Below are 18,510 nucleotides of genomic sequence, written 5' to 3'. Positions count from 1 at the left end.
GCGTCCACGGAAATGGCTGTTTTGCACTTTACTGGTGCATCAGCTGCTGCGCGATTGGCAGCCAGATCTCCGTCATCGCGCCTTCGCCACCGGTAAAGGGATCGCGGTGCGGCAGTGGAACATGCTGGATCATCTCCTTCGACGCACGTAAACGCGACGGCTCATCACGCACGGTTTCCGGGGACATGCCTTCAGGATAGGCGCCAACGGTGAAAAAATCCTCTGAGGCAAATACCTGTTTGTGGCCGACGCCGGCGGGGATCAGCACCGCATCGCCTTCACGCAACGTCACCATGCGACCGCTGTCGCCGCCGAACAGTACTTCCGCCCAACCGGCAGCTACGCCCAGCACTTCATGGGTGTTCGGATGGTAATGCGTATACGGGAAGATCGGCGCACGCCATGCGGCGGGCCAACCGTTGCGGGTAAAGGTGGTTTCAAACCAGGCGGCGCTGTCTTCGGTTGGATTTTCAGCGTCATACGGCACGATGCCGGGCCAGATAATTAGCGGTAGAGGATTATTAGGCACGCCGCCGGAGGGCAGCGATAGCATCAGATGTTGCGGATTGCTGGAGGATCCAGCAGAAAAGGTGCCGGCGGCGAAAGACATCAGTAACAGCAGGCTGGAGTGGTTGGCAGTCATACTCTTTCTCCGGTTAATCACGATGCTTAATTGTGGCTTACCAAAGCGGCATTGCAATGTGCGCCCGCCAACAAAATTCACATAAAAGAATGATTTAGCTAACTAAAGTCAAATTTATTGGCAACATTATTAACATCGCGTGCGGGTGAATGATGGTCGCCATAAATGGCGCCCCTACGGTGGAACGCCGCATAAATTTTAAACGAAAAAAAACCGGTGGATTTCGCCACCGGTCGAATCAAAAAAAGCGATTCAAAGGCACTGACAGGTTATCGCAGGCGCTCAGCGATGGGTTTCACAACGTTCTCCCCTTCGCGGCCATAAAATTGGAATAAGGTTTCTGCAGCGGCATCGGTTAACACCAGAATTTCGATGCGGCGATTGCGCGCACTCATCGCATCTTCTCTATCCAGCGGCATACGTGAGGCCATTGCATTAACCTGCAACACGCGCTCACTCTCCAGCCCACCACGCTCCAGCGCGCGGCGCGCCGCCAGTGCGCGATCGCCGGACAGATTCCAGTTGTTGTAGGCGGCATTGCCGCTGTATTGCGCGGCATCGGTATGCCCGCTGATCATGATTTTGTTATCGATGCGGTTAAACACCGGGCCGAGTTCGGTCAGCAATTTCTGGAAATAAGGTGTCAACACCGCACTGCCGCGTGGAAACATCATGCGCGACTGATCGTCCTGCACCAGGATGCGCAGGCCTTGCGGCAGGGTTTCCAGCGACAGTACATCCTGGGCGTTATAGCTTTTGATGATGTGTTGAATCTGCTGGTACAGTTTCGCCAGCTCAGCATCGGAGCGTGACAGCACACTATCGAGATGTTCCTGTGGTTTGCCGCCCGATTGCAGCATTTCACCGGCTTTGGCGGTTTCTTCCGCTTTGCTTAGTTCCAGCGTGTCGCCAATCAGCGCATCACTCTTGCCGCCGTGTTGCTCAAACGGGTTGAACGCCGCGCCATCAAAAATTGATGCACCGTTCAATTGGGCGACGATCTCTTTACGCTCTTCGACACTCACCGACGCGGTAATCCACAGCACCATAAACAGCGCCATCATCGCCAGGGTGAAGTCGGCAAAAGCAACTTTCCACGCGCCACCGTGATGGCTGTGATTCGCCCTCTTAGCGGCACGTTTGATGATCAACTTCGTGGTGGTGACCAAAGGCGCAGAGCGTATCTCGGAAGTATCAGCGCGCTTTACGCTGGATGCGTTGCCCGGCAAGCAGATGGCGATCGATGCCGATCTCAATGCCGGCTTACTCAATCAGGAACAGGCCGGCCTGCGCCGTAAAGATGTGGCGAACGAGGCCGACTTCTACGGGGCAATGGATGGCGCATCTAAGTTCGTGCGTGGTGATGCCATCGCCGGGATCATGATCCTGCTGATCAACGTGATTGGCGGTATTTTGATTGGTGTGTTCAAGCACGGTTTGCCGGCAGGACAAGCGTTTGAACAGTATGTGTTGCTGACCATTGGTGATGGTTTAGTCGCGCAGATTCCATCGTTACTGCTTTCAACTGCGGCGGCGATTATCGTTACGCGCATCAGCGATGGTGCGGACATGGGCGATGACATTAAGTCTCAGCTGCTGGCAAAGCCGGGAACGCTTTATACCGCAGCAGCCGTCATGTTTGTGCTGGCCATCGTGCCTGGCATGCCACATACGGTGTTTCTGCTGTTCGCCGGTCTGCTGCTGTTCTCCGCCTGGCGTCAGGGCCGTGGAATAAAAGCACCGACCAAAGATCACAACGACATGGATGCCATCCAGCAGGCGCTGGCGCAACCGGAAGATCAGCTGGCAATTGGCTGGGATAATATTCCGATGGTGGAGCCCATTGGCCTGAATCTCGGCTATAAGCTGGTGACGTTGGTGGATAAAGGTAAAGGTGCGCCGCTGACTCAACGGATGCGCGGCGTGCGGCAAGTGGTGTCTGAAACCAGCGGCGTACTGCTGCCAGAGATCGCCCTGCGCGAGGATTTCCATCTCAAACCCGCGCAGTATGCAATAAAGATCAACGGTGTACGTACCGCTGTGGGTGAAGTGCATGCCGATCGTTTGATGGCGATCCCTACGCCTGAACAGTATGGCGAGATCGATGGCGTGCTGGATATCGATCCGGCTTACAACATGACGGTGACGTGGATCCTGCCCGAGCAGAAGGCGAAGGCGCTTAATCTGGGTTATCAGGTAGTGGATTGCGCCAGCGTGGTAGCAACGCATGTCAATAAAGTGGTGCGCGAGAATCTGCCAGAGTTGTTCAATTATGACGACATCACGCAGCTGCATCAAAGATTGGCGAGCGTGGCACCAAAACTGTCCGACGATCTTAATGCGGCAGTGAATTACAGTTTGCAGCTGAAAGTCTATCGTTTACTGCTCAATGATCAGGTGTCGCTGAAAGACATCACCACCATCGCCACCACCTTGCTGGAAAGCGCGTCGATCACCAAAGATCCGATCCTGCTCTCTTCCGATGTGCGCTTCGCCTTGCTCCGTGCGATGGTGGCGGCGATTGCGCCAGACAATAAACCGTTGTCGGCGTATACGCTGGAGAACAGTCTTGAGAACCTGCTGCTGGCGGCGCTGAATCAGGCGCAGCAAGCCGGCAAAGTGGCGCTGGATAGCTTCCCGGTGGATCCGAATATCCTGACGCAGCTACAAAGCACGCTGCCGGTGATGATGGAGCAGCTGAAAGCGCAGAACCTGACGCAAGTGCTGCTGGTGACGCCGCAGCTGCGTCCGCTGATTGCGCGCTACGCACGTCTGTTTGCAAACGGGCTGAATGTGCTGTCGTATAACGAAGTTCCGGATGATGCGAATTTGCAGATTGTGGGGCAGGTTTCTTAATTAGCGCCTCTGCGGGCTGATGCCCTCACCCCGGCCCTCTCCCACGGGAGAGGGAGACGCTGCCACATGCTCGATCAGTTCCCTCTCCCGCTTGCGGGAGAGGGTTAGGGTGAGGGAAACACCGCACACTCCCAACTGTTATAAAAAATCACACCAAATCTGTCTCTAATTCGCTTCACTGTTATGTGCTTTACTGGCAGGCAGTGATAATTAGAGGTGAACAATGGACGCGATCAAACAAATTCTGCTCGACGAAATCGCCACGCTGAACCGCGAAGGACAGCGTGATAATTTGCCGCGCTTTAGCTTTTCCTTCCTCAAAACCCATCCGGGACTCTGGGCCATCATGTATCTGTGCTACGCGCTGTGCGTGGCGCTGATCTTCTCAACCGACATGCTTGGCTGGCCGGCCTTCTGGTTTGCCACGGCGTTTGTGGTGGTGATGAGCGTGCTGATGCTGATGGACATCAACCCGAAATATCGCTTCGAAGATATCGATACGCTGGATCTGCGCGTGTGCTACAACGGCGAGTGGTATTACGTGCAGCCAGTTTCGCAGCAGGCGCTGGACAAAATTCTCGATAATCCGCACACGCCAGATCGCGTGCGCAGCGGCATTGATCGCCTGATGAAACAGAAAGGTGAAGTGGATTTCTACGACGTCTACTATCTCACCTGGGGCCACCAGCAGGCGGCCCACGTTTAGCCGTTTAGCCTGGCGATCAGTTTTCCCAACGTCTCGACCGCCGCTTCGGCGCGTGCATCCCACGGCCAGGCGGTGTTAAAGCGGAAGCAGTGGCTGAAACCTTCGCTGCTGGAAAACAGCTGGCCGGGCGCGATGCTGATCCCCTGCTGCAACGCCAAATGATAGAGCTCTGTAGTGTTGATCTGCGCCGGCAGCGCCACCCAGAGAAAATAGCCGCCCGGCGTGTCGCTGATGCTGGCATCGGCAGGTAATACGCGGCGCAGCGCCTGTTGCGCCAGCTGCTTACGCTTTGCCAGCGTCTGACGCAGCTTCTTTAAATGGGTATCGTAGCTGCGCGTGCTGAGGAAATCGGCGAGCGCCAGCTGCATCGGCGCGCTGGTCGACAGCGTGCTCATCAGCTGAATACGCTGCACGCGCTGCGCGTGACGTCCTGCTGCCACCCAACCGACGCGAAAGCCCGCTACCAGATTCTTCGAAAAACTGCCGCAGTGCAGCACGTTGCCGTCGCGATCAAAGGCTTTGGCCGGCAGCGGCTTGTCATGGCCTTCATACAAATCGCCATACACATCGTCTTCAATCATCGCCACGTTGTAGCTTGCCAGCAGTGCCACCAGCTGCTGCTTGCGCTCGGCGCTCAGGGTAAAGCCGAGCGGATTTTGCCGGTTGGTCATCAGCCAGCAGGCTTTCACCGGCCAGCGCTGCAGCGCCTGCTCCAGCTCCTGCAGATCCATGCCGTGCTCGACATCGCTGGCGATGGCAATCGCGTTCAACTTGAGACGTTCAATCGCCTGCAGCGCGCCATAAAACGACGGGTTTTCGAGGATCACCCAATCGCCGGGTTCGGTGACCGCTTGCAGGCTCAAATTGAGCGCTTCCATTGCACCGTTGGTGATGACGATATCATCCGGCGACAGCGTAATGCCCTGCTGCGCATAGCGCTGAGCCAGAATTTTACGCAGCGCTTCATTACCTGGCGGCAGATTATTGAGCGCATCGGTGGGTTTTAGGTTGTGTGAGACTTTTACCAGCGAGCGCATCAGCTGACGCTGCGGGAAGAGTTCAGGATCGGGAAAGGCGGAGCCAAACGGCATGATGGCGGGATTGCGCGTGGCCTGCAGCACGTCAAACACGAAGCTGTTGGTATCGGCCTGATCGGTTTTGGCAATCTCCTGGGTTGGCAGCCGCGGACGACTTTCGGCGGCGCGCGGCGCCACGTAGTAGCCAGATTGCGGCTTCGAGACGATCCAGCCCTGACTCTCCAGCACTTCATAGGCGTGCATCACCGTCATCAGGCTTAATCCGCTTTGTTCCGCCTGCTGGCGTAAAGATGGCAGTTTTTCGCCCGGCGGCCAGATGCGGGCCTCGATTTGCGTGCGAAGCTGCTCCACCAACTGCTGATATTTCGCCACCCTAACTCCGATGTAGAGGATTTGGCGGCTAGTTTCCCTCACCCTAACCCTCTCCCGCAAGCGGGAGAGGGAATGAATCGGCGTTAAGGCATGCGCTCCAGCTCTAACACTTCTTCGTAGAAATTCGGTAGCTCAGCAATACGCTCCGGCGGAACCGGTTTACCCAGCAAATAGCCCTGCAAGGTATCGCAGCCCAAGCCGGTGAGGAACGCCTGCTGATCCTGAGTTTCCACTCCTTCAGCCACCACTTTCAGGTGCAACGACTGCGCCAGCGCGACAATCGCAGAGACGATAGTGGCATCTTCGGAATGCGCCTGCAGTTCGTTAACAAAGGCGCGATCGATTTTCAGCTCGCTGGCCGGTAAACGCTTGAGATACAACAAGCTGGAGTAGCCGGTGCCGAAATCATCAATCGAGGCTTTCACACCCATGTTGGTAAGCTCAGTGAGGATACGCACGCTCTCTTCCGGATCGCGCATCGCCGTGGTTTCGGTCACTTCCAGCGTCAGCAGCTCAGCAGGAATCTGGTGCTGCGCCAGCGCCTCGGTAACGGTTTCGACCAGGTTATTCTGCTCAAACTGCAGCGCCGAGAGGTTAACCGCCACCGACCAGTGCGGATGGCCTTGCAGATGCCAGGAACGCAGCTGGCGACAGGCTTCGTTGATCACCCAGTTGCCGATGTTAATGATCATGCCGGTCTTTTCCGCCATCGGCAGGAAGGCGTCCGGTGCCAGCAAACCGCGTGAAGGATGCTGCCAGCGCAACAGCGCTTCAAAGCCAAGGATCGGGCCGCTCGGCGCGCAATATTTTGGCTGGTAAAACAAGCGTAACTCTTCGTTGTCCAGCGCTTGCCACAGATCGTTGTTCAACTGCAGTTGCGATTGCGCCAGCGTGTTCATCGACGGCTGGAAGAAGGTGTAACCATTGCGACCATTGTTTTTGGTGTGATACATGGCGGCATCGGCGTTGAACATCAGCTCGCGCTCATCTTTGCCATCGCCAGGATAGACCGCAATACCGATACTCAGCGACACCACCAGCTCATAGCGCGAGATATCGAACGGACGATCCACCGCTTTCACCAGCGTATCGGCAACTGCTGCGGCATCGTTGGGATCATCAATTTCCAGCAGCAGCACAAATTCGTCGCCGCCCATACGCGCCAGCGTGTAGTGCCCTTTCATCTGGTCGGTCATGCGCTCGGTGACGCCGATCAGCAAATTGTCGCCAACGTGGTGACCAAAGGCGTCGTTAACTGCTTTGAAGCCGTCGAGATCCATAAACATCAGCGCAAACTGCGACTTCTCACGGTTGGCTTTATTGAGGGCTTGTTCGAGGCGATCTTCCAGCAAAATACGGTTGGGTAAGCGCGTCAGGTTATCGTGCAGCGCCAGCTGCGCCAGTTCGCGGTTGGCCTCGGCCAGCGAGTGGGCAAGGATGGAAGTGCGTGCCTGCAGACGCGCATCGAGCATAGATACCAGCAAGGTAATGCCGAGGATCGCCAGCGTTACCACTGTCACCACAATCGCCAGCCAGTTGCTGTTAACGCCCATTTGCGTCGCGTGGCTGTGCATCGGGAAGTTGGCCGCCGCCATGCCGGTGTAGTGCATACCCGCAATCGCGCAGCCCATCACCACCGATGCGCCTAAACGCAACACGGTGACACGACCGTGACCTTCGCGCAGGTTAAACGCCAGCCACAGCGCGGCGCCAGACGCCACCAGCGCAATCGCCACCGATGCCGCCACCCAACCCCAATTCCAGGTGATGCCGGGCGCAAACATCAGCGCCGCCATGCCGGTGTAATGCATCGCCACCACGCCGGAACCCAGCACCAATGCGCCGCCGCACAGTCGCGGCCACGGCAACGTCGGCGTTGAACACACTAGCCACAGCGCAAATACCGACGCCAGCACCGCCACCACCATGGAGGTGACGGTAAGTGCGGGATCGTAGCTCATCACCATGTCGACGCTCATCGACAGCATGCCGATGAAGTGCATCGCCCAGATGCCGACGCCCATAGCGAATCCACCGCCAAATAACCAAACCAGCGCCACCTTGCCAGTTGAGGAAGCCACGCGTCCTGCCATATCTAGTGCAGTAAACGAGGCCAGCATTGCCACCAGGATCGAGACGATGACGGTAAACGAGTCGTACGAAGTCACTAACATAGTGATTTCCCAAGTAAAAGCCGGTTTGAGTCAGCTGTGGTGTTGTTGTTAAAAGTGAGATCTATTGGTTTTATTGTAGGAATTATCGGCAGCGTAACTGCCGATCTGAGTTTTTGAACGATGAAACCTTCCGATGCGGAAGAAAATAAAAATTGTTTATTGCGCGCCAGCCAGTGGCACCACGTTATCGCTAAACGCCAGCGGCACGGTAAGCGCAGCGGTAAATTCACCGATGCGGTCGGCTGGCGTTGGCTTGCCGAGCAGATAACCTTGCAGTGTGTCGAAGCCTAAACCAGTGAGCAAACGCTGCTGTTCTTCTGTTTCGACGCCTTCCGCCACCATGCGCAAGTTGAGCGTTTGCGCCAGCGTCAACATCGCTGTCACCACCGTGGCGTCTTCACTGCCGGCGCGCAAACTGTTGATAAAGGCGCGGTCGATTTTTAGCTCGCTGGCTTCAAGATGTTTCAAATGCAGCAAGTTAGCGTAGCCAATGCCGAAGTTATCAATCGCCACTTTCACCCCAAGACGATGCAACTCGGCAATGCGCTGCTGGCTGAACTGCGGATCGCGCATCGCGATGTTCTCGGTAATTTCCAGCATCAACGCCCCTTCCGGGATCTGATGGTGCTGCAACGCCTGACGCAGGCTCTCAATCAAATCACGCTGCTGGAATTGCAAAGCCGAGAGATTGACCGATACGGTCCAGTCGCCGTTGCCTTCATCGTGCCACTGCCTGAGCTGGCGGCAGGCTTCGTTGATCACCCAGTTACCCAGCGCGACAATTTGCCCGGTTTTCTCGGCACGCGCCAGGAACATATCTGGCATCAGCAGCCCACGACGCGGATGCTGCCAGCGCAGCAGCGCCTCAAAACCGATTAATACCGTGCCGCCCGCGCGGAATTTTGGCTGATAGAACAGGCGCATCTCATGATATTCCAGCGCGTTCCACAGATCGTTGGCCAGCGCCAGCTGATGCTGCGCCACCGCGCTCATCGCCGGTTCAAACAGGCACCAACCGTTACGGCCACTGTGTTTGGTGTGATACATGGCGGAGTCGGCGTTGAACATCAGCTCCTGCTGGCTGCGGCCGTGCAGCGGGAAGATAACAATGCCAACGCTCAAGGAGACACGCAGCGAATAGCGATCGAGATCGAAAGGCGCATCAATTACCTGCACCAGCCGCTGTGCCAGTTTGGTGGCCTGATGAAGATGGTATTGCGGACACAGCAGCACGAATTCATCGCCACCCAGACGCGCCAGCAGAATCTCTTCAGCGAGTTCATCCCGCAAACGATCGGCTACGGCAATCAGCAGGCGGTCGCCGACGTGATGGCCCCAGGTATCGTTAATGGCTTTGAAACCATCGAGATCCATGAACATCAGCGCAAAATTCTCATCCTGCAGCGTCGCCTGTTTGATCTCCGTGGTAAGTTGCTGCTCCAGCATCACGCGATTCGGCAGCGCGGTGAGGTTGTCATGCATCGCCAGCTGGCGCAGCTCGCTGTTGGCGCGCTTAAGCTTGGCGGCGAGGCGCGCGGCGCGTAGCTGCGCATCCAGCATCGAAATCAGCAACATCAGCCCGAGAATACTCAGCGTGATAATCGTGACCCACACCGCCAGTCCCTCTTCGCTGGCACCGTGATGCTGCATGCTCACCGGCATAACGAACTCTGCCGCCGCCATGCCGGTGTAATGCATCCCGGCAATCGCAATCCCCATTACCAGCGCTGCGCAGGCGCGCAGTAACAACAGGCTTTCACCCTGACGCAGATGAAACGCCAGCCATAATGCCGCGCCCGATGCGGCATAGGCAATCAGCACCGAGAGCGCCACCAGCGGCAGATTCCAGTTAATGGGGGTTTCAATCATCAGCGCGTTCATGCCGAGGTAATGCATGACAATGATGCCGCTGCCCATGATCAGGGTGCCGCGCACCAGGCGTCGGCGGGTGAGATGGCTGCCCTGCACGCCCTGGGCAAAAGCGAAGATGGCGGTGATAATTGCCACCAGCAATGAGATGGCGGTGAGCTCGACGTCGTAGCGCATGGTCATTGGCATCATCATCGCCAGCATGCCAATAAAGTGCATCGCCCACACGCCGATGCCCATCGCGGTGCCACCGCCGATCAACCACAGTTTTGCCAGACAACCGCGTGAAACGGCAACGCGCCCGGCGGTATCTAAGGCGGTAAACGCGGCAATGAAGGCCACGATCAGTGAAACAGTAACCAGAACGCTATCCCAGGTAACCAGCAGCATGTGCGCTCCTAAATTCCACCCGCTTCGGAGCAGGTGCGATGTCGTCAAATTAGAACAAGGATGATAAAGCGCCGATCAAGGGCGATTAATGACCGCCTGCGGCGAAACTCAACAAAAAGTCGATCCAGACAAATCTGGAGTCGTCGTGCGGATTTTTTTTATTTTCATCGTCAGTCGTTAAGCGAAAAATTAATAATATCTGATTAATGCACGAACATAACATTGAACCGAAGCGCGCGGTAGAGGGAGGAATCATCGGCTGTTTAGTTTTTTTAACCGCTCGCTACCCCTTGTGATTACTGAGTTATCGGCGAAAAGTGTGAATTGATTAGGGAAAAATTGAACCATCGGCGTACAAGGGCCGATTTGCTGATCTATAGTAAAGAAAACTGATATAAATCATTAATCCGCCATCTAGGATTTTTCTTAGATGGCAGGCGCTTACGCTGTCGAGCCGATTGCGGCTCTTGTTTGATTTCGGATGTATTTCCATAAATGTATGACCAGGTGAAAAAGCACTGACCTTGGATAATCAGTAAGGAATGATTATGAAACTCAAGCTTTTTCTTGTGGCTACTAGCCTAAGCGCCGCGCTAGCCCCTACTGCTGTTTTTGCCGCCACCACAACGGGAACCATCAATGCGACGTTGACGCTGACCACCGGTTGTTTAGTGAACGGTCAATCGGCAACAACAGGGGTGAACTTCGGTACCCTGAACTTTGGTAGCAGCGCAGCCACCTTTGATACGCTCAACGCCACGCTGGTCGGCGCCTCGGGTAACGGCATCTTTGTCCGCTGCACCACCGGACAAACCTTTAACGTGCAGGTCACCAGCAGTAATGCCGCTCCGGCGACCATTTACGGCACGGTGAGCGGCCAGCCACGCTACCTGATCCTCGGCTCCAACAATACGCAGGGCATTGCCTATACGCTGTATAGCGACGCCGCCTTTACCACTGCTATCGCCAACAACACCAATATTGCCGCCAGTGGCACCACGGATCCGACGCTCGGTACCAACTACGCCATTTATGGTCGCGTGGTGGGCGGCGGCTTTAACCCGTTGATTCCCGCAGGCACCTATACCGACACCATTAACGTGGCGGTGAATTACTGAGGGAAAGGATAATCAGGGTGGCCGTGGTGCAGCGGTTGATGCACAGTGCAGGCGGCCTTGCCCTGCTGATAGGGAGCGTCTCCGCCTGGGGGTTGCCCACTGCAACGTTTCAGGTTTCAGCATCAGTAGTGGCAGGCTGTGTTGTCTCCGGTACCAATACCGGGGTCTTTGGCACGCTTGATTTTGGAACACAGTCTGGCGTGGCTTCCAACAGCGTCAGCGCTAGCTATGTGCAAAGCACCACTATCACTCTCGCCTGCACGCCAGGCACCGCCGTGAGCATGAGCATTAACGGTGGCAACAATTACACCTCCACGCGCAACCTCAAAAATACCAGTAGCACTAATACCGTGGCTTACAGCCTCTTTACGAATGCCGCGCATACCGTGGCGATTCCCGTGAGTAGCGCTGTGGCGCTGAGCTACAGCAATGCCAATAACATCACTTTGCCGATTTACGGCTTATTAACGCTGCCCGGCCCCACGCGCGCCGGGACTTATACCGACACCTTAACCGTCACGCTGAGTTGGTGACGGCGTCAATAAGAAGGATGAATGATGATGAACCTGCGCGCCCTGATTCTGTTGTTATGCGTGGCACTAACGCCTGCGGTACACGCCGCCAATTCACTGATGGTGTGGCCGATCGATCCGGCAATCGATCCGCAAGATAAAGCCAGCGAGCTGTGGCTGGAAAACCGTGGCAACGCCACCACCATGATGCAGGTGCGTATCTTCAGCTGGCAGCAGGTCAACGGTCAGGAGCAGTATCAAACCCAGCAGCAAGTGGTGGCGAGCCCGCCGATGGTGCGGCTGGAGCCAGGGCAAAAGCAGCTGGTGCGTTTAATCAAGCAAACGCCGCCCGAAGCCGGACGTGAGATGTCCTATCGCGTGGTGCTGGATGAGATCCCCACCCCGCGCACGCCGGGTGAGAACCAGGCTGGACTCACTTTCCAGATGCGCTATTCGGTGCCGCTGTTCATCTATGGCGACGGCGTAACACGCGACACGGCGAAACCGCAGCTAAGCTGGCAGGAAGTGAACAGCGGCGGCAAGCGCTGGCTGGAGCTGACCAATCACGGTAACGGCCACGCGCGTTTAAGCAACGTCACCATTGGCGGACGCAGAATGGGCAACGGCTTGTTTGGCTATGTGCTGGCCAACAGCAGCAATCGCTGGCCGTTAACCAGCAGCGTGAGCGGTGAACTGTCGGCCGAAATGAACAAAGGACACTGGAGCAGCGCTGCCGCGCGTTGATGAAGTTAACGCCGCATCCCTGCGCGCTGGCCGTTGCCAGCGTGCTCTGTATCAGTCCGATGAGTAGCAGTGCGGAAACTTTCTCCGAACTGCCACCGCCGCCTGCGCTGGAGAATAACGCCAGCGGTCAGCAATACATGCTGGAGCTGGTGGTGAATCAAGGCGAACGCGGCGACATCGTGCCGGTTGAACGCAAGAACGGTGATTTCTGGCTGCGACGCGGCGATCTGCAACGCGCCGGTATTCCGGCCGAGAAACTGCAGGGGCAGCAGATCGATATCAATCAACTGAGCGGAGCGAAAGTGGAGTATGACGAACGACGCCAACGCCTGTTATTGACGGTGCCGCCCGCCTGGCTGCCGGGTCAAACCATTGGCCAACTGCAGAATGCACCGCGATTTCCCGGCCGCGCCAGCAACGGTGCCCTGCTCAATTATGACTTCTACGCCACGCGCACCGATAATGCCGGTTCGCGCCTCTCCAGCTGGAACGAATTGCGCTTCTTTGGTCCGGTTGGGCAGTTTTCTACCAACGGTGTTTATGTGCAGCAACTGGAAGGTGGCGTTGCCGGTCAGCAGGAAGGCTACATCCGCTACGACACCTGGTTCAGTAATGAAAACGAGAATGCGGCGATCAGCTGGCGCGCTGGGGATTTGGTTACAGATGCGTTGAGCTGGAGCAACAGCGTGCGGCTGGGAGGCGTGCAGATTGGCCGCGACTTCAGCGTGCGGCCAGATTTAGTGACCTATCCGCTGCCGGCGTTTTCCGGCCAGGCGGCGGTGCCCTCTTCGGTCGATCTGTTCATTAATGGTTACCGCAGCACGCAGGCCGATGTGCAGCCGGGTCCGTGGTCGCTCACTAACGTGCCTTTCGTTAACGGCGCTGGCGATGCGGTGATCACCACCACCGATGCGGTGGGCAGACAAGTCACCACCACGCTGCCGTTTTACGTCTCCAGCAGTTTGCTGAAAACCGGGTTATCCGATTACTCGTTTTCCGCCGGTGCCATTCGCGAAAACTACGGCATAAACAATTTTGATTACGGCGCAGCGGCGGCCAGCGGTTCGTATCGCTACGGTATCAACGACTGGCTGACGCTGGAGAGTCACGCAGAAGGCAGCGACAGCGTGGCGATGGGCGGCGCAGGTGGGCTGGTGAAGCTCGGCAGTTTTGGCGTGGTGAATGGTGCGCTGGCACAAAGCCAGATGGACGGCAATCCAGGCACGCAATACAGCTGGGGCTATCAGTACAACAACAGCTGGTTCAGCCTCGGAACTCAGCACATCATTCGCAGTGCCGATTTCGGCAACCTCGCGCTGGTTGGCAGTCGCGGCGACAGCGCGAACACCAGCTATTCACTGGCGCGACGCAGCGCGCAGTACACCGCCAGCGTGTCGCTGAATGATTACGGCAGCCTGGGATTGGCCTATTTTGATATCTCCGGCGGTAACGGCGACCGCACACGGTTACTGAATCTGTCGTGGAGTAAAAATCTGTGGGGCAACAGCAGTTTGTACATCTCCGCCAGCCGCGATCAGGAACAGGGCAACTGGAGCGGCGCGATTTCGCTGGTCATCCCGTTTGGCGAACAGAGCAGCGCCTCGGTCAGCACCGAACGCGATCAGGAGGGCAATAACAGCCAGCGTCTGTATGTATCGCGCGCCATGCCAACCGATGGTGGTTTCTCCTACGATGCTGCATGGGCTAATCAGGCCAGCGACAGCGGCGATTATCGCCAGGCCAGCCTGCGTTATCGCAACAACAAAATTGATACCTCAGCCGGTTTCTATGGCGACAACGACAACACCACGCAATGGGCCGATTTCACCGGTTCGGTGGTGTTGATGGATAACCGCGTGTTCGCTGCCAACGATATCAACGATGCCTTTGTGGTGGTGAAAACCGATTATCCCGACGTAACGGTGCGTTATGAGAACCAGACCATGGGCCGCACCGATAAACAAGGCTATCTGCTGGTGCCCTCAATCAGCAGCTATTACGGCGCGAAGTACGATATCGATACGCTGGATCTGCCTGCCGATCGCACCGCGCCGAAGGTCGAACAGCGCTTTGCCGTGAAGCGAAAGAGCGGTTATCTGCTCAACTTCCCGGTCGAGCGCCTGCGTGCCGCCAGCGTGGTACTGCATGACAGCAATCATCAGCCGCTGCCGATTTCCAGCCAGGTGCTACGTCCGAATCAGGCCACCGAATATGTCGGCTGGGACGGCATTGTGTGGATGGAAGATCTCGCTGCCAGCAACCCGATTCACGTGGTGACGCCAGATGGACGCAGCTGCGATACGCAACTGGACATCACCGACGGCCAGCCAAAAGCGCTGGAAACCTACGGACCGCTTACCTGCCCGCTGCCACCGCCGCCGCAAGGTTCGGCGGTGAGTAGCGCGGATAATTCACAGTCAGGGATTTCACCATGAGAAAGCTTCTGCTCCTGCTGGCGCTGTTTTTACTGCCTGGCACCAGCTATGCGCTTTGTACCTTATCCGCGCCTACTGCGACCTTTGGTTCGGTCACCACATTTTCGGTGGCTTCGACGGTGAATAACACCTCCAGCACCACCAACGTGAATTGCGGCTCTGGCACGCTTTCGCTGTTGGGCTCCGATAACATCACCTATGCCTTTACCACCGCCTCTAACCTCAGCGGCACACGCGCCGTGTTGAAAACCGCCAGCGGCGGCACCGATAACATTCCGATACAGCTGTGTATCGACAGCGCCTGTGCCACCGAATTACAGCAGGGCGGCAGCTATCGCTGGAGTTCCGCATCACTGCTGGCGCTGGGTAACACCCTCAACTTCAACATTCCGCTCTACTTCCGCACCCTTACCGGGCAGGTGATCGCTGCCGGCACCTATACCACCACCATCACGCTGACCGTGAGTTATACGGTGTGTGCCGGGTTGAACGTGGGGGGATTGTGCGTGGGAACGGTACAGAGCAGCACCGGTACGGCGATGCCGATTACCGTGAATCTTGTGGTTACCAACGACTGCACCACCATCACCGCGCCGAATGTTAGTTTCGGCAGCGCACCTTTGGTGGGCAGTTTCTCAACCGTGCAGCAGACGATTAACGTGGTGTGTTCGAAGGGCAGCACTTATACCGTGGGCCTGAGCAACGGCAGTTACTACAGCGGCACCACGCGGCAGATGGCGAGCGGAACCAACCGGTTGGCGTATGACATCTACAAAGGCACCACCACCACTTCGCGCTGGGGACCGACCGGCACCGATCGCTGGAGCAGCACCACCTCGACCTCGTTGAATGCGGATACCGTGACGCGCAACTTTACCTATACGGCGCAGATTTTGACGACGCAGAATACGCCAGCGGCGGGGAATTATACCGATAGCGTGGTGGTGGATGTGTCGTTTTGAGAAAAGAGGTCGCCATGAATGGCGACCCTACGGTTATGCGCTGACAGGTGCTGCGTTATGTCGTGACTGATATTGCTTCACCATACGGCCAATCAGCAGCGTACCAACCAGCCCGCACACCGCCGCGAATGACAGCCACACGCCTGGCATCGCTTTATCTCCGGTGGCATGAATCAGGTAGCTCGACACCGCTGGCGTGAAGCCGCCAAACAGTGCGGTTGCCAGGCTGTAAGCGAGCGAGAAGCCCGAAGCACGCACTTCTGCTGGCATGATCTCAGCCAGATAAACCACCATCGCGCCGTTGTAGCTGGCATACAGGAATGACAGCCAGAGTTCGGCCTCAACCAGACGGGCAAAGGTCGGCGCGCCCACCAGCCAATGCAGCACCGGCCAGGTGGTTAAAATCATCAAAATGGTGCAGACAATCAGCAGCGGACGGCGGCCAACGCGGTCCGACAACGAACCCATCACCGGCAGCCAGAACAGGTTGGAAATGCCGACAAACAGCGTCACCAGGAAACTCTCTTTATCGCTCATCATCAGCACCGTTTTGCCAAACGTCGGGGTAAACGCGGTGATCATGTAGAACATCACGGTGGTGGTGACCACCATCAACATTCCCGCCAGCACCAGCGCCCAATTCTGCCCGACCGAACGCATTATCTGGCTCATGGAAGGATGATGTTTGCGCTGGCTGAAGGCTTCGGTCTCTTCCAGCATGCGACGAATGTAGAACAGGAACGGCACGATCATACATCCCACCACAAACGGAATACGCCAGCCCCATTCGGTGACGGCGTCTTTCGCCAGCAGATGGTTCAGACCTAAACCGAGCAGCGCGGCGAAGATTACCGCCACCTGCTGGCTGCCCGACTGCCAGCTGACATAAAAGCCTTTGCGCCCTTTCGGCGCCACTTCCGCCAGATAAACCGACACGCCGCCCAGCTCAACGCCCGCCGAGAAGCCCTGCAATAAACGGCCAAGCAGAATCAAAATCGGCGCGGCAGCACCCAACGTGGCGTATCCGGGCACCAAGGCAATAGTTAAGGTACCAATCGCCATTAAGCCGAGCGTTAACAGCAAGCCTTTACGACGGCCGTGATGGTCGATGTAAGCGCCGAGAATAATCGCGCCGAGCGGGCGCATCAGGAAGCCTGCGCCGAAGGTCATCAGCGTGAGCATTAAAGAGGCAAAGGGATCATCGCCGGGGAAAAAGGTTTTGGCGATCGCGGTAGCGTAATAGCCAAACACCATGAAATCGTACATCTCAAGGAAGTTACCGCTGGTAACGCTAAAGATGGTTTTGGCACCGCCTTGCGACGACTTTTGTAAAGAGTGACTCGAGCTCATATTGTCCTTCCTAGTTTTTCTTCCGTTTTAACGTGCCGGGCCAGGAATAAACGTGATCTTCTTCACCATTGCAGTTTACAAAAATAAGACCAATAGTAACAATAAATTAACAAGTTAAGTGCGGGAAATAAAAAAGGTCGCCATTAATGGCGACCCTACGTCTACGCTGAAAAATATTACTTTTTGACCGTTTCCATGCCCATCAGGCCAATCTTCAGATAACCGGCTTCACGCAGCTGATCCATCACTTCCATCAGGGTGGCGTAATCAACCGATTTATCCGCCTGGAAGAAGATGGTGGTGTCTTTCTTGCCTTCGGTTTGTGCCGTCAGTGCATTCACCAGCGTCTCTTTGGTGACCGCATCGTTACCGATGAAAATCTGCTTATCTTCCTTAATAGAGAGATAAACCGGTTTTTCCGGACGCGGCTGCGGCGCGCTGGTCGATGCTGGCAGGTTAACGCGCACATCGACGGTGGCTAATGGCGCGGCGACCATAAAGATGATCAGCAGAACTAACATGACGTCGATAAACGGCGTCACGTTGATTTCGTGCATTTCGCCATCGCCGACCGAGTCATCGTTTAAACGCATCGCCATAATACTTATCCTACGCGCAGTTTCTGTGCCGCCGCTGGACGGTTGGCTTCTTTCGCGGTATCAACGTTGCCGAGGTCAAGGTCGCGGCTCTGCAGCAGCATGACCTGCGCGGCGACATCGCCCAGCGACGCTTTGTAGCTGGCAATCATACGCGCGAAGACGTTGTAGATAACCACGGCAGGGATTGCCGCAACCAGACCAATCGCGGTGGCCAGCAGCGCTTCGGCGATGCCCGGCGCAACCACGGCGAGGTTGGTGGTTTGCGTTTTGGCAATACCGATGAAGCTGTTCATGATGCCCCAAACGGTACCAAACAGACCGATAAACGGCGCAACGGAACCGATGGTAGCGAGGAAGCCATTACCGCGACCGGCATGACGGCTGAATGCGGCCACGCGGCGATCGAGACGGAAGCTGGTACGCTCTTTAATGCCATCCAGATCTTCGGTGCCAGCGGACAGCTCCAGCTCATTCTGCGCATCGTTAAGCAGCACAGCGCTGTGGCTGTTGGCTTTGAAGGTTTCAGCAGCACGGTAAGCATCGTTTAACGAGCGGGCTTCGCCCAGCGCTTGCTGCTCGCGTTTCAGGCGACGTTTCGCCCCGCTCAGCTCAGCAAACTTACCGAAGAAAATTGCCCAGGTGACAACGGAAGCCAGTAACAGGCCAATCATCACAATCTTTACCACGATATCGGCATGCTGATACATGCCCCAAACGGAGAGATCCGTTTGCATCAAATCACT

14 protein-coding genes and 1 pseudogene are annotated in these 18,510 nt (G+C 56.5%); 7 read left to right on the top strand and 8 right to left on the bottom strand.

Translation table 11 applies throughout. The features are described from left to right. Positions 1-28: 28 nt before the first annotated feature. On the bottom strand, positions 29-643 hold the full coding sequence (locus BM323_RS07715) for a cupin domain-containing protein (protein ID WP_008103323.1): 615 nt from the start codon (positions 641-643) through the stop codon (positions 29-31). A 269-nt stretch (positions 644-912) separates the two neighbouring features. Beyond that, positions 913-1,794 (bottom strand): flagellar motor protein MotB, encoded by an 882-nt coding sequence (locus tag BM323_RS07710; RefSeq protein ID WP_238541696.1) that lies wholly within the window; start codon positions 1,792-1,794, stop codon positions 913-915. Between BM323_RS07710 and BM323_RS07705 the strand changes: the two are divergent. Both BM323_RS07705 and BM323_RS07700 read left to right on the top strand, forming a co-directional pair. Next, a pseudogene (locus BM323_RS07705) lies at positions 1,787-3,499 on the top strand (flagellar biosynthesis protein FlhA); the annotation flags it as partial. The gene BM323_RS07710 and the pseudogene BM323_RS07705 sit on opposite strands and share 8 nt — an antisense overlap. 223 nt (positions 3,500-3,722) lie before the next feature. Then, complete coding sequence (locus BM323_RS07700) at positions 3,723-4,205, top strand: YlaC family protein (protein WP_008103330.1); 483 nt, start codon at positions 3,723-3,725, stop codon at positions 4,203-4,205. Here BM323_RS07700 and BM323_RS07695 read toward each other — a convergent pair. The 3 genes from BM323_RS07695 to BM323_RS07685 form a co-directional block, all read right to left on the bottom strand. Then, positions 4,202-5,614 (bottom strand): aminotransferase-like domain-containing protein, encoded by a 1,413-nt coding sequence (locus BM323_RS07695; RefSeq protein ID WP_036648108.1) that lies wholly within the window; start codon positions 5,612-5,614, stop codon positions 4,202-4,204. The two genes, BM323_RS07700 and BM323_RS07695, sit on opposite strands and share 4 nt — an antisense overlap. A gap of 83 nt (positions 5,615-5,697) precedes the next feature. Beyond that, positions 5,698-7,788 (bottom strand): putative bifunctional diguanylate cyclase/phosphodiesterase, encoded by a 2,091-nt coding sequence (locus tag BM323_RS07690; protein WP_008103334.1) that lies wholly within the window; start codon positions 7,786-7,788, stop codon positions 5,698-5,700. 156 nt (positions 7,789-7,944) lie between these two features. Beyond that, positions 7,945-10,047, bottom strand: a complete 2,103-nt coding sequence (locus BM323_RS07685; RefSeq protein WP_008103336.1) for a putative bifunctional diguanylate cyclase/phosphodiesterase — start codon at positions 10,045-10,047, stop codon at positions 7,945-7,947. 548 nt (positions 10,048-10,595) lie between these two features. Here BM323_RS07685 and BM323_RS07680 point away from each other — a divergent pair. From BM323_RS07680 to BM323_RS07660, 5 genes are read left to right on the top strand one after another with little or no spacing between them, the layout of a single operon-like run. After that, entirely contained in the window at positions 10,596-11,165 is a 570-nt protein-coding gene (locus BM323_RS07680; RefSeq protein WP_008103338.1) for a spore coat protein U domain-containing protein, read from the top strand. Positions 11,166-11,203: 38 nt separating this feature from the next. Beyond that, on the top strand, positions 11,204-11,698 hold the full coding sequence (locus BM323_RS07675) for a Csu type fimbrial protein (RefSeq protein ID WP_154155515.1): 495 nt from the start codon (positions 11,204-11,206) through the stop codon (positions 11,696-11,698). A 24-nt stretch (positions 11,699-11,722) separates the two neighbouring features. Continuing rightward, entirely contained in the window at positions 11,723-12,421 is a 699-nt protein-coding gene (locus BM323_RS07670) for a fimbrial biogenesis chaperone (protein WP_175501696.1), read from the top strand. Next, a complete protein-coding gene (locus BM323_RS07665; protein WP_008103344.1) occupies positions 12,421-14,856 on the top strand; it encodes a fimbria/pilus outer membrane usher protein in 2,436 nt (811 codons plus the stop codon). Before BM323_RS07670 ends, BM323_RS07665 begins: the two co-directional genes overlap by 1 nt. Then, positions 14,853-15,818, top strand: coding sequence for a Csu type fimbrial protein (locus BM323_RS07660; protein ID WP_008103346.1), 966 nt, complete (start codon positions 14,853-14,855; stop codon positions 15,816-15,818). The genes BM323_RS07665 and BM323_RS07660 overlap by 4 nt, the downstream gene beginning before the upstream one ends. A gap of 33 nt (positions 15,819-15,851) precedes the next feature. On the opposite strand, the gene BM323_RS07655 is transcribed toward BM323_RS07660, so the two are convergent. The 3 genes from BM323_RS07655 to exbB all read right to left on the bottom strand — a co-directional run bounded on the left by BM323_RS07655 (position 15,852) and on the right by exbB (position 18,501). After that, complete coding sequence (locus tag BM323_RS07655; protein ID WP_008103347.1) at positions 15,852-17,168, bottom strand: MFS transporter; 1,317 nt, start codon at positions 17,166-17,168, stop codon at positions 15,852-15,854. A 176-nt stretch (positions 17,169-17,344) separates the two neighbouring features. Next, the gene (exbD, locus tag BM323_RS07650) at positions 17,345-17,767 is read right to left on the bottom strand and encodes a TonB system transport protein ExbD (RefSeq protein WP_008103349.1); all 423 of its coding nucleotides are present in this window, start codon (positions 17,765-17,767) and stop codon (positions 17,345-17,347) included. A gap of 5 nt (positions 17,768-17,772) precedes the next feature. After that, positions 17,773-18,501, bottom strand: coding sequence for a tol-pal system-associated acyl-CoA thioesterase (gene exbB / locus BM323_RS07645; RefSeq protein ID WP_071531643.1), 729 nt, complete (start codon positions 18,499-18,501; stop codon positions 17,773-17,775). Positions 18,502-18,510: the final 9 nt, after the last annotated feature.

This window comes from Pantoea sp. YR525, assembly GCF_900116775.1.
GTDB classification, from domain to species: Bacteria; Pseudomonadota; Gammaproteobacteria; order Enterobacterales; family Enterobacteriaceae; genus Pantoea; species Pantoea symbiotica.
This window is presented reverse-complemented; position numbering and strand designations above follow the sequence as displayed.

What these genes read in the sequence shown, in the direction of transcription:
- exbB (WP_071531643.1), bottom strand. Translation starts at nt 18,501, where the DNA reads ATGCAAACGGATCTCTCCGTTTGGGGCATGTATCAGCATGCCGATATC.
- BM323_RS07660 (WP_008103346.1), top strand. Translation starts at nt 14,853, where the DNA reads ATGAGAAAGCTTCTGCTCCTGCTGGCGCTGTTTTTACTGCCTGGCACC.
- BM323_RS07685 (WP_008103336.1), bottom strand. Translation starts at nt 10,047, where the DNA reads ATGCTGCTGGTTACCTGGGATAGCGTTCTGGTTACTGTTTCACTGATC.
- BM323_RS07675 (WP_154155515.1), top strand. Translation starts at nt 11,204, where the DNA reads ATGCACAGTGCAGGCGGCCTTGCCCTGCTGATAGGGAGCGTCTCCGCC.
- BM323_RS07665 (WP_008103344.1), top strand. Translation starts at nt 12,421, where the DNA reads ATGAAGTTAACGCCGCATCCCTGCGCGCTGGCCGTTGCCAGCGTGCTC.
- BM323_RS07655 (WP_008103347.1), bottom strand. Translation starts at nt 17,168, where the DNA reads ATGAGCTCGAGTCACTCTTTACAAAAGTCGTCGCAAGGCGGTGCCAAA.
- BM323_RS07700 (WP_008103330.1), top strand. Translation starts at nt 3,723, where the DNA reads ATGGACGCGATCAAACAAATTCTGCTCGACGAAATCGCCACGCTGAAC.
- exbD (WP_008103349.1), bottom strand. Translation starts at nt 17,767, where the DNA reads ATGGCGATGCGTTTAAACGATGACTCGGTCGGCGATGGCGAAATGCAC.
- BM323_RS07715 (WP_008103323.1), bottom strand. Translation starts at nt 643, where the DNA reads ATGACTGCCAACCACTCCAGCCTGCTGTTACTGATGTCTTTCGCCGCC.
- BM323_RS07670 (WP_175501696.1), top strand. Translation starts at nt 11,723, where the DNA reads ATGATGAACCTGCGCGCCCTGATTCTGTTGTTATGCGTGGCACTAACG.
- BM323_RS07690 (WP_008103334.1), bottom strand. Translation starts at nt 7,788, where the DNA reads ATGTTAGTGACTTCGTACGACTCGTTTACCGTCATCGTCTCGATCCTG.
- BM323_RS07680 (WP_008103338.1), top strand. Translation starts at nt 10,596, where the DNA reads ATGAAACTCAAGCTTTTTCTTGTGGCTACTAGCCTAAGCGCCGCGCTA.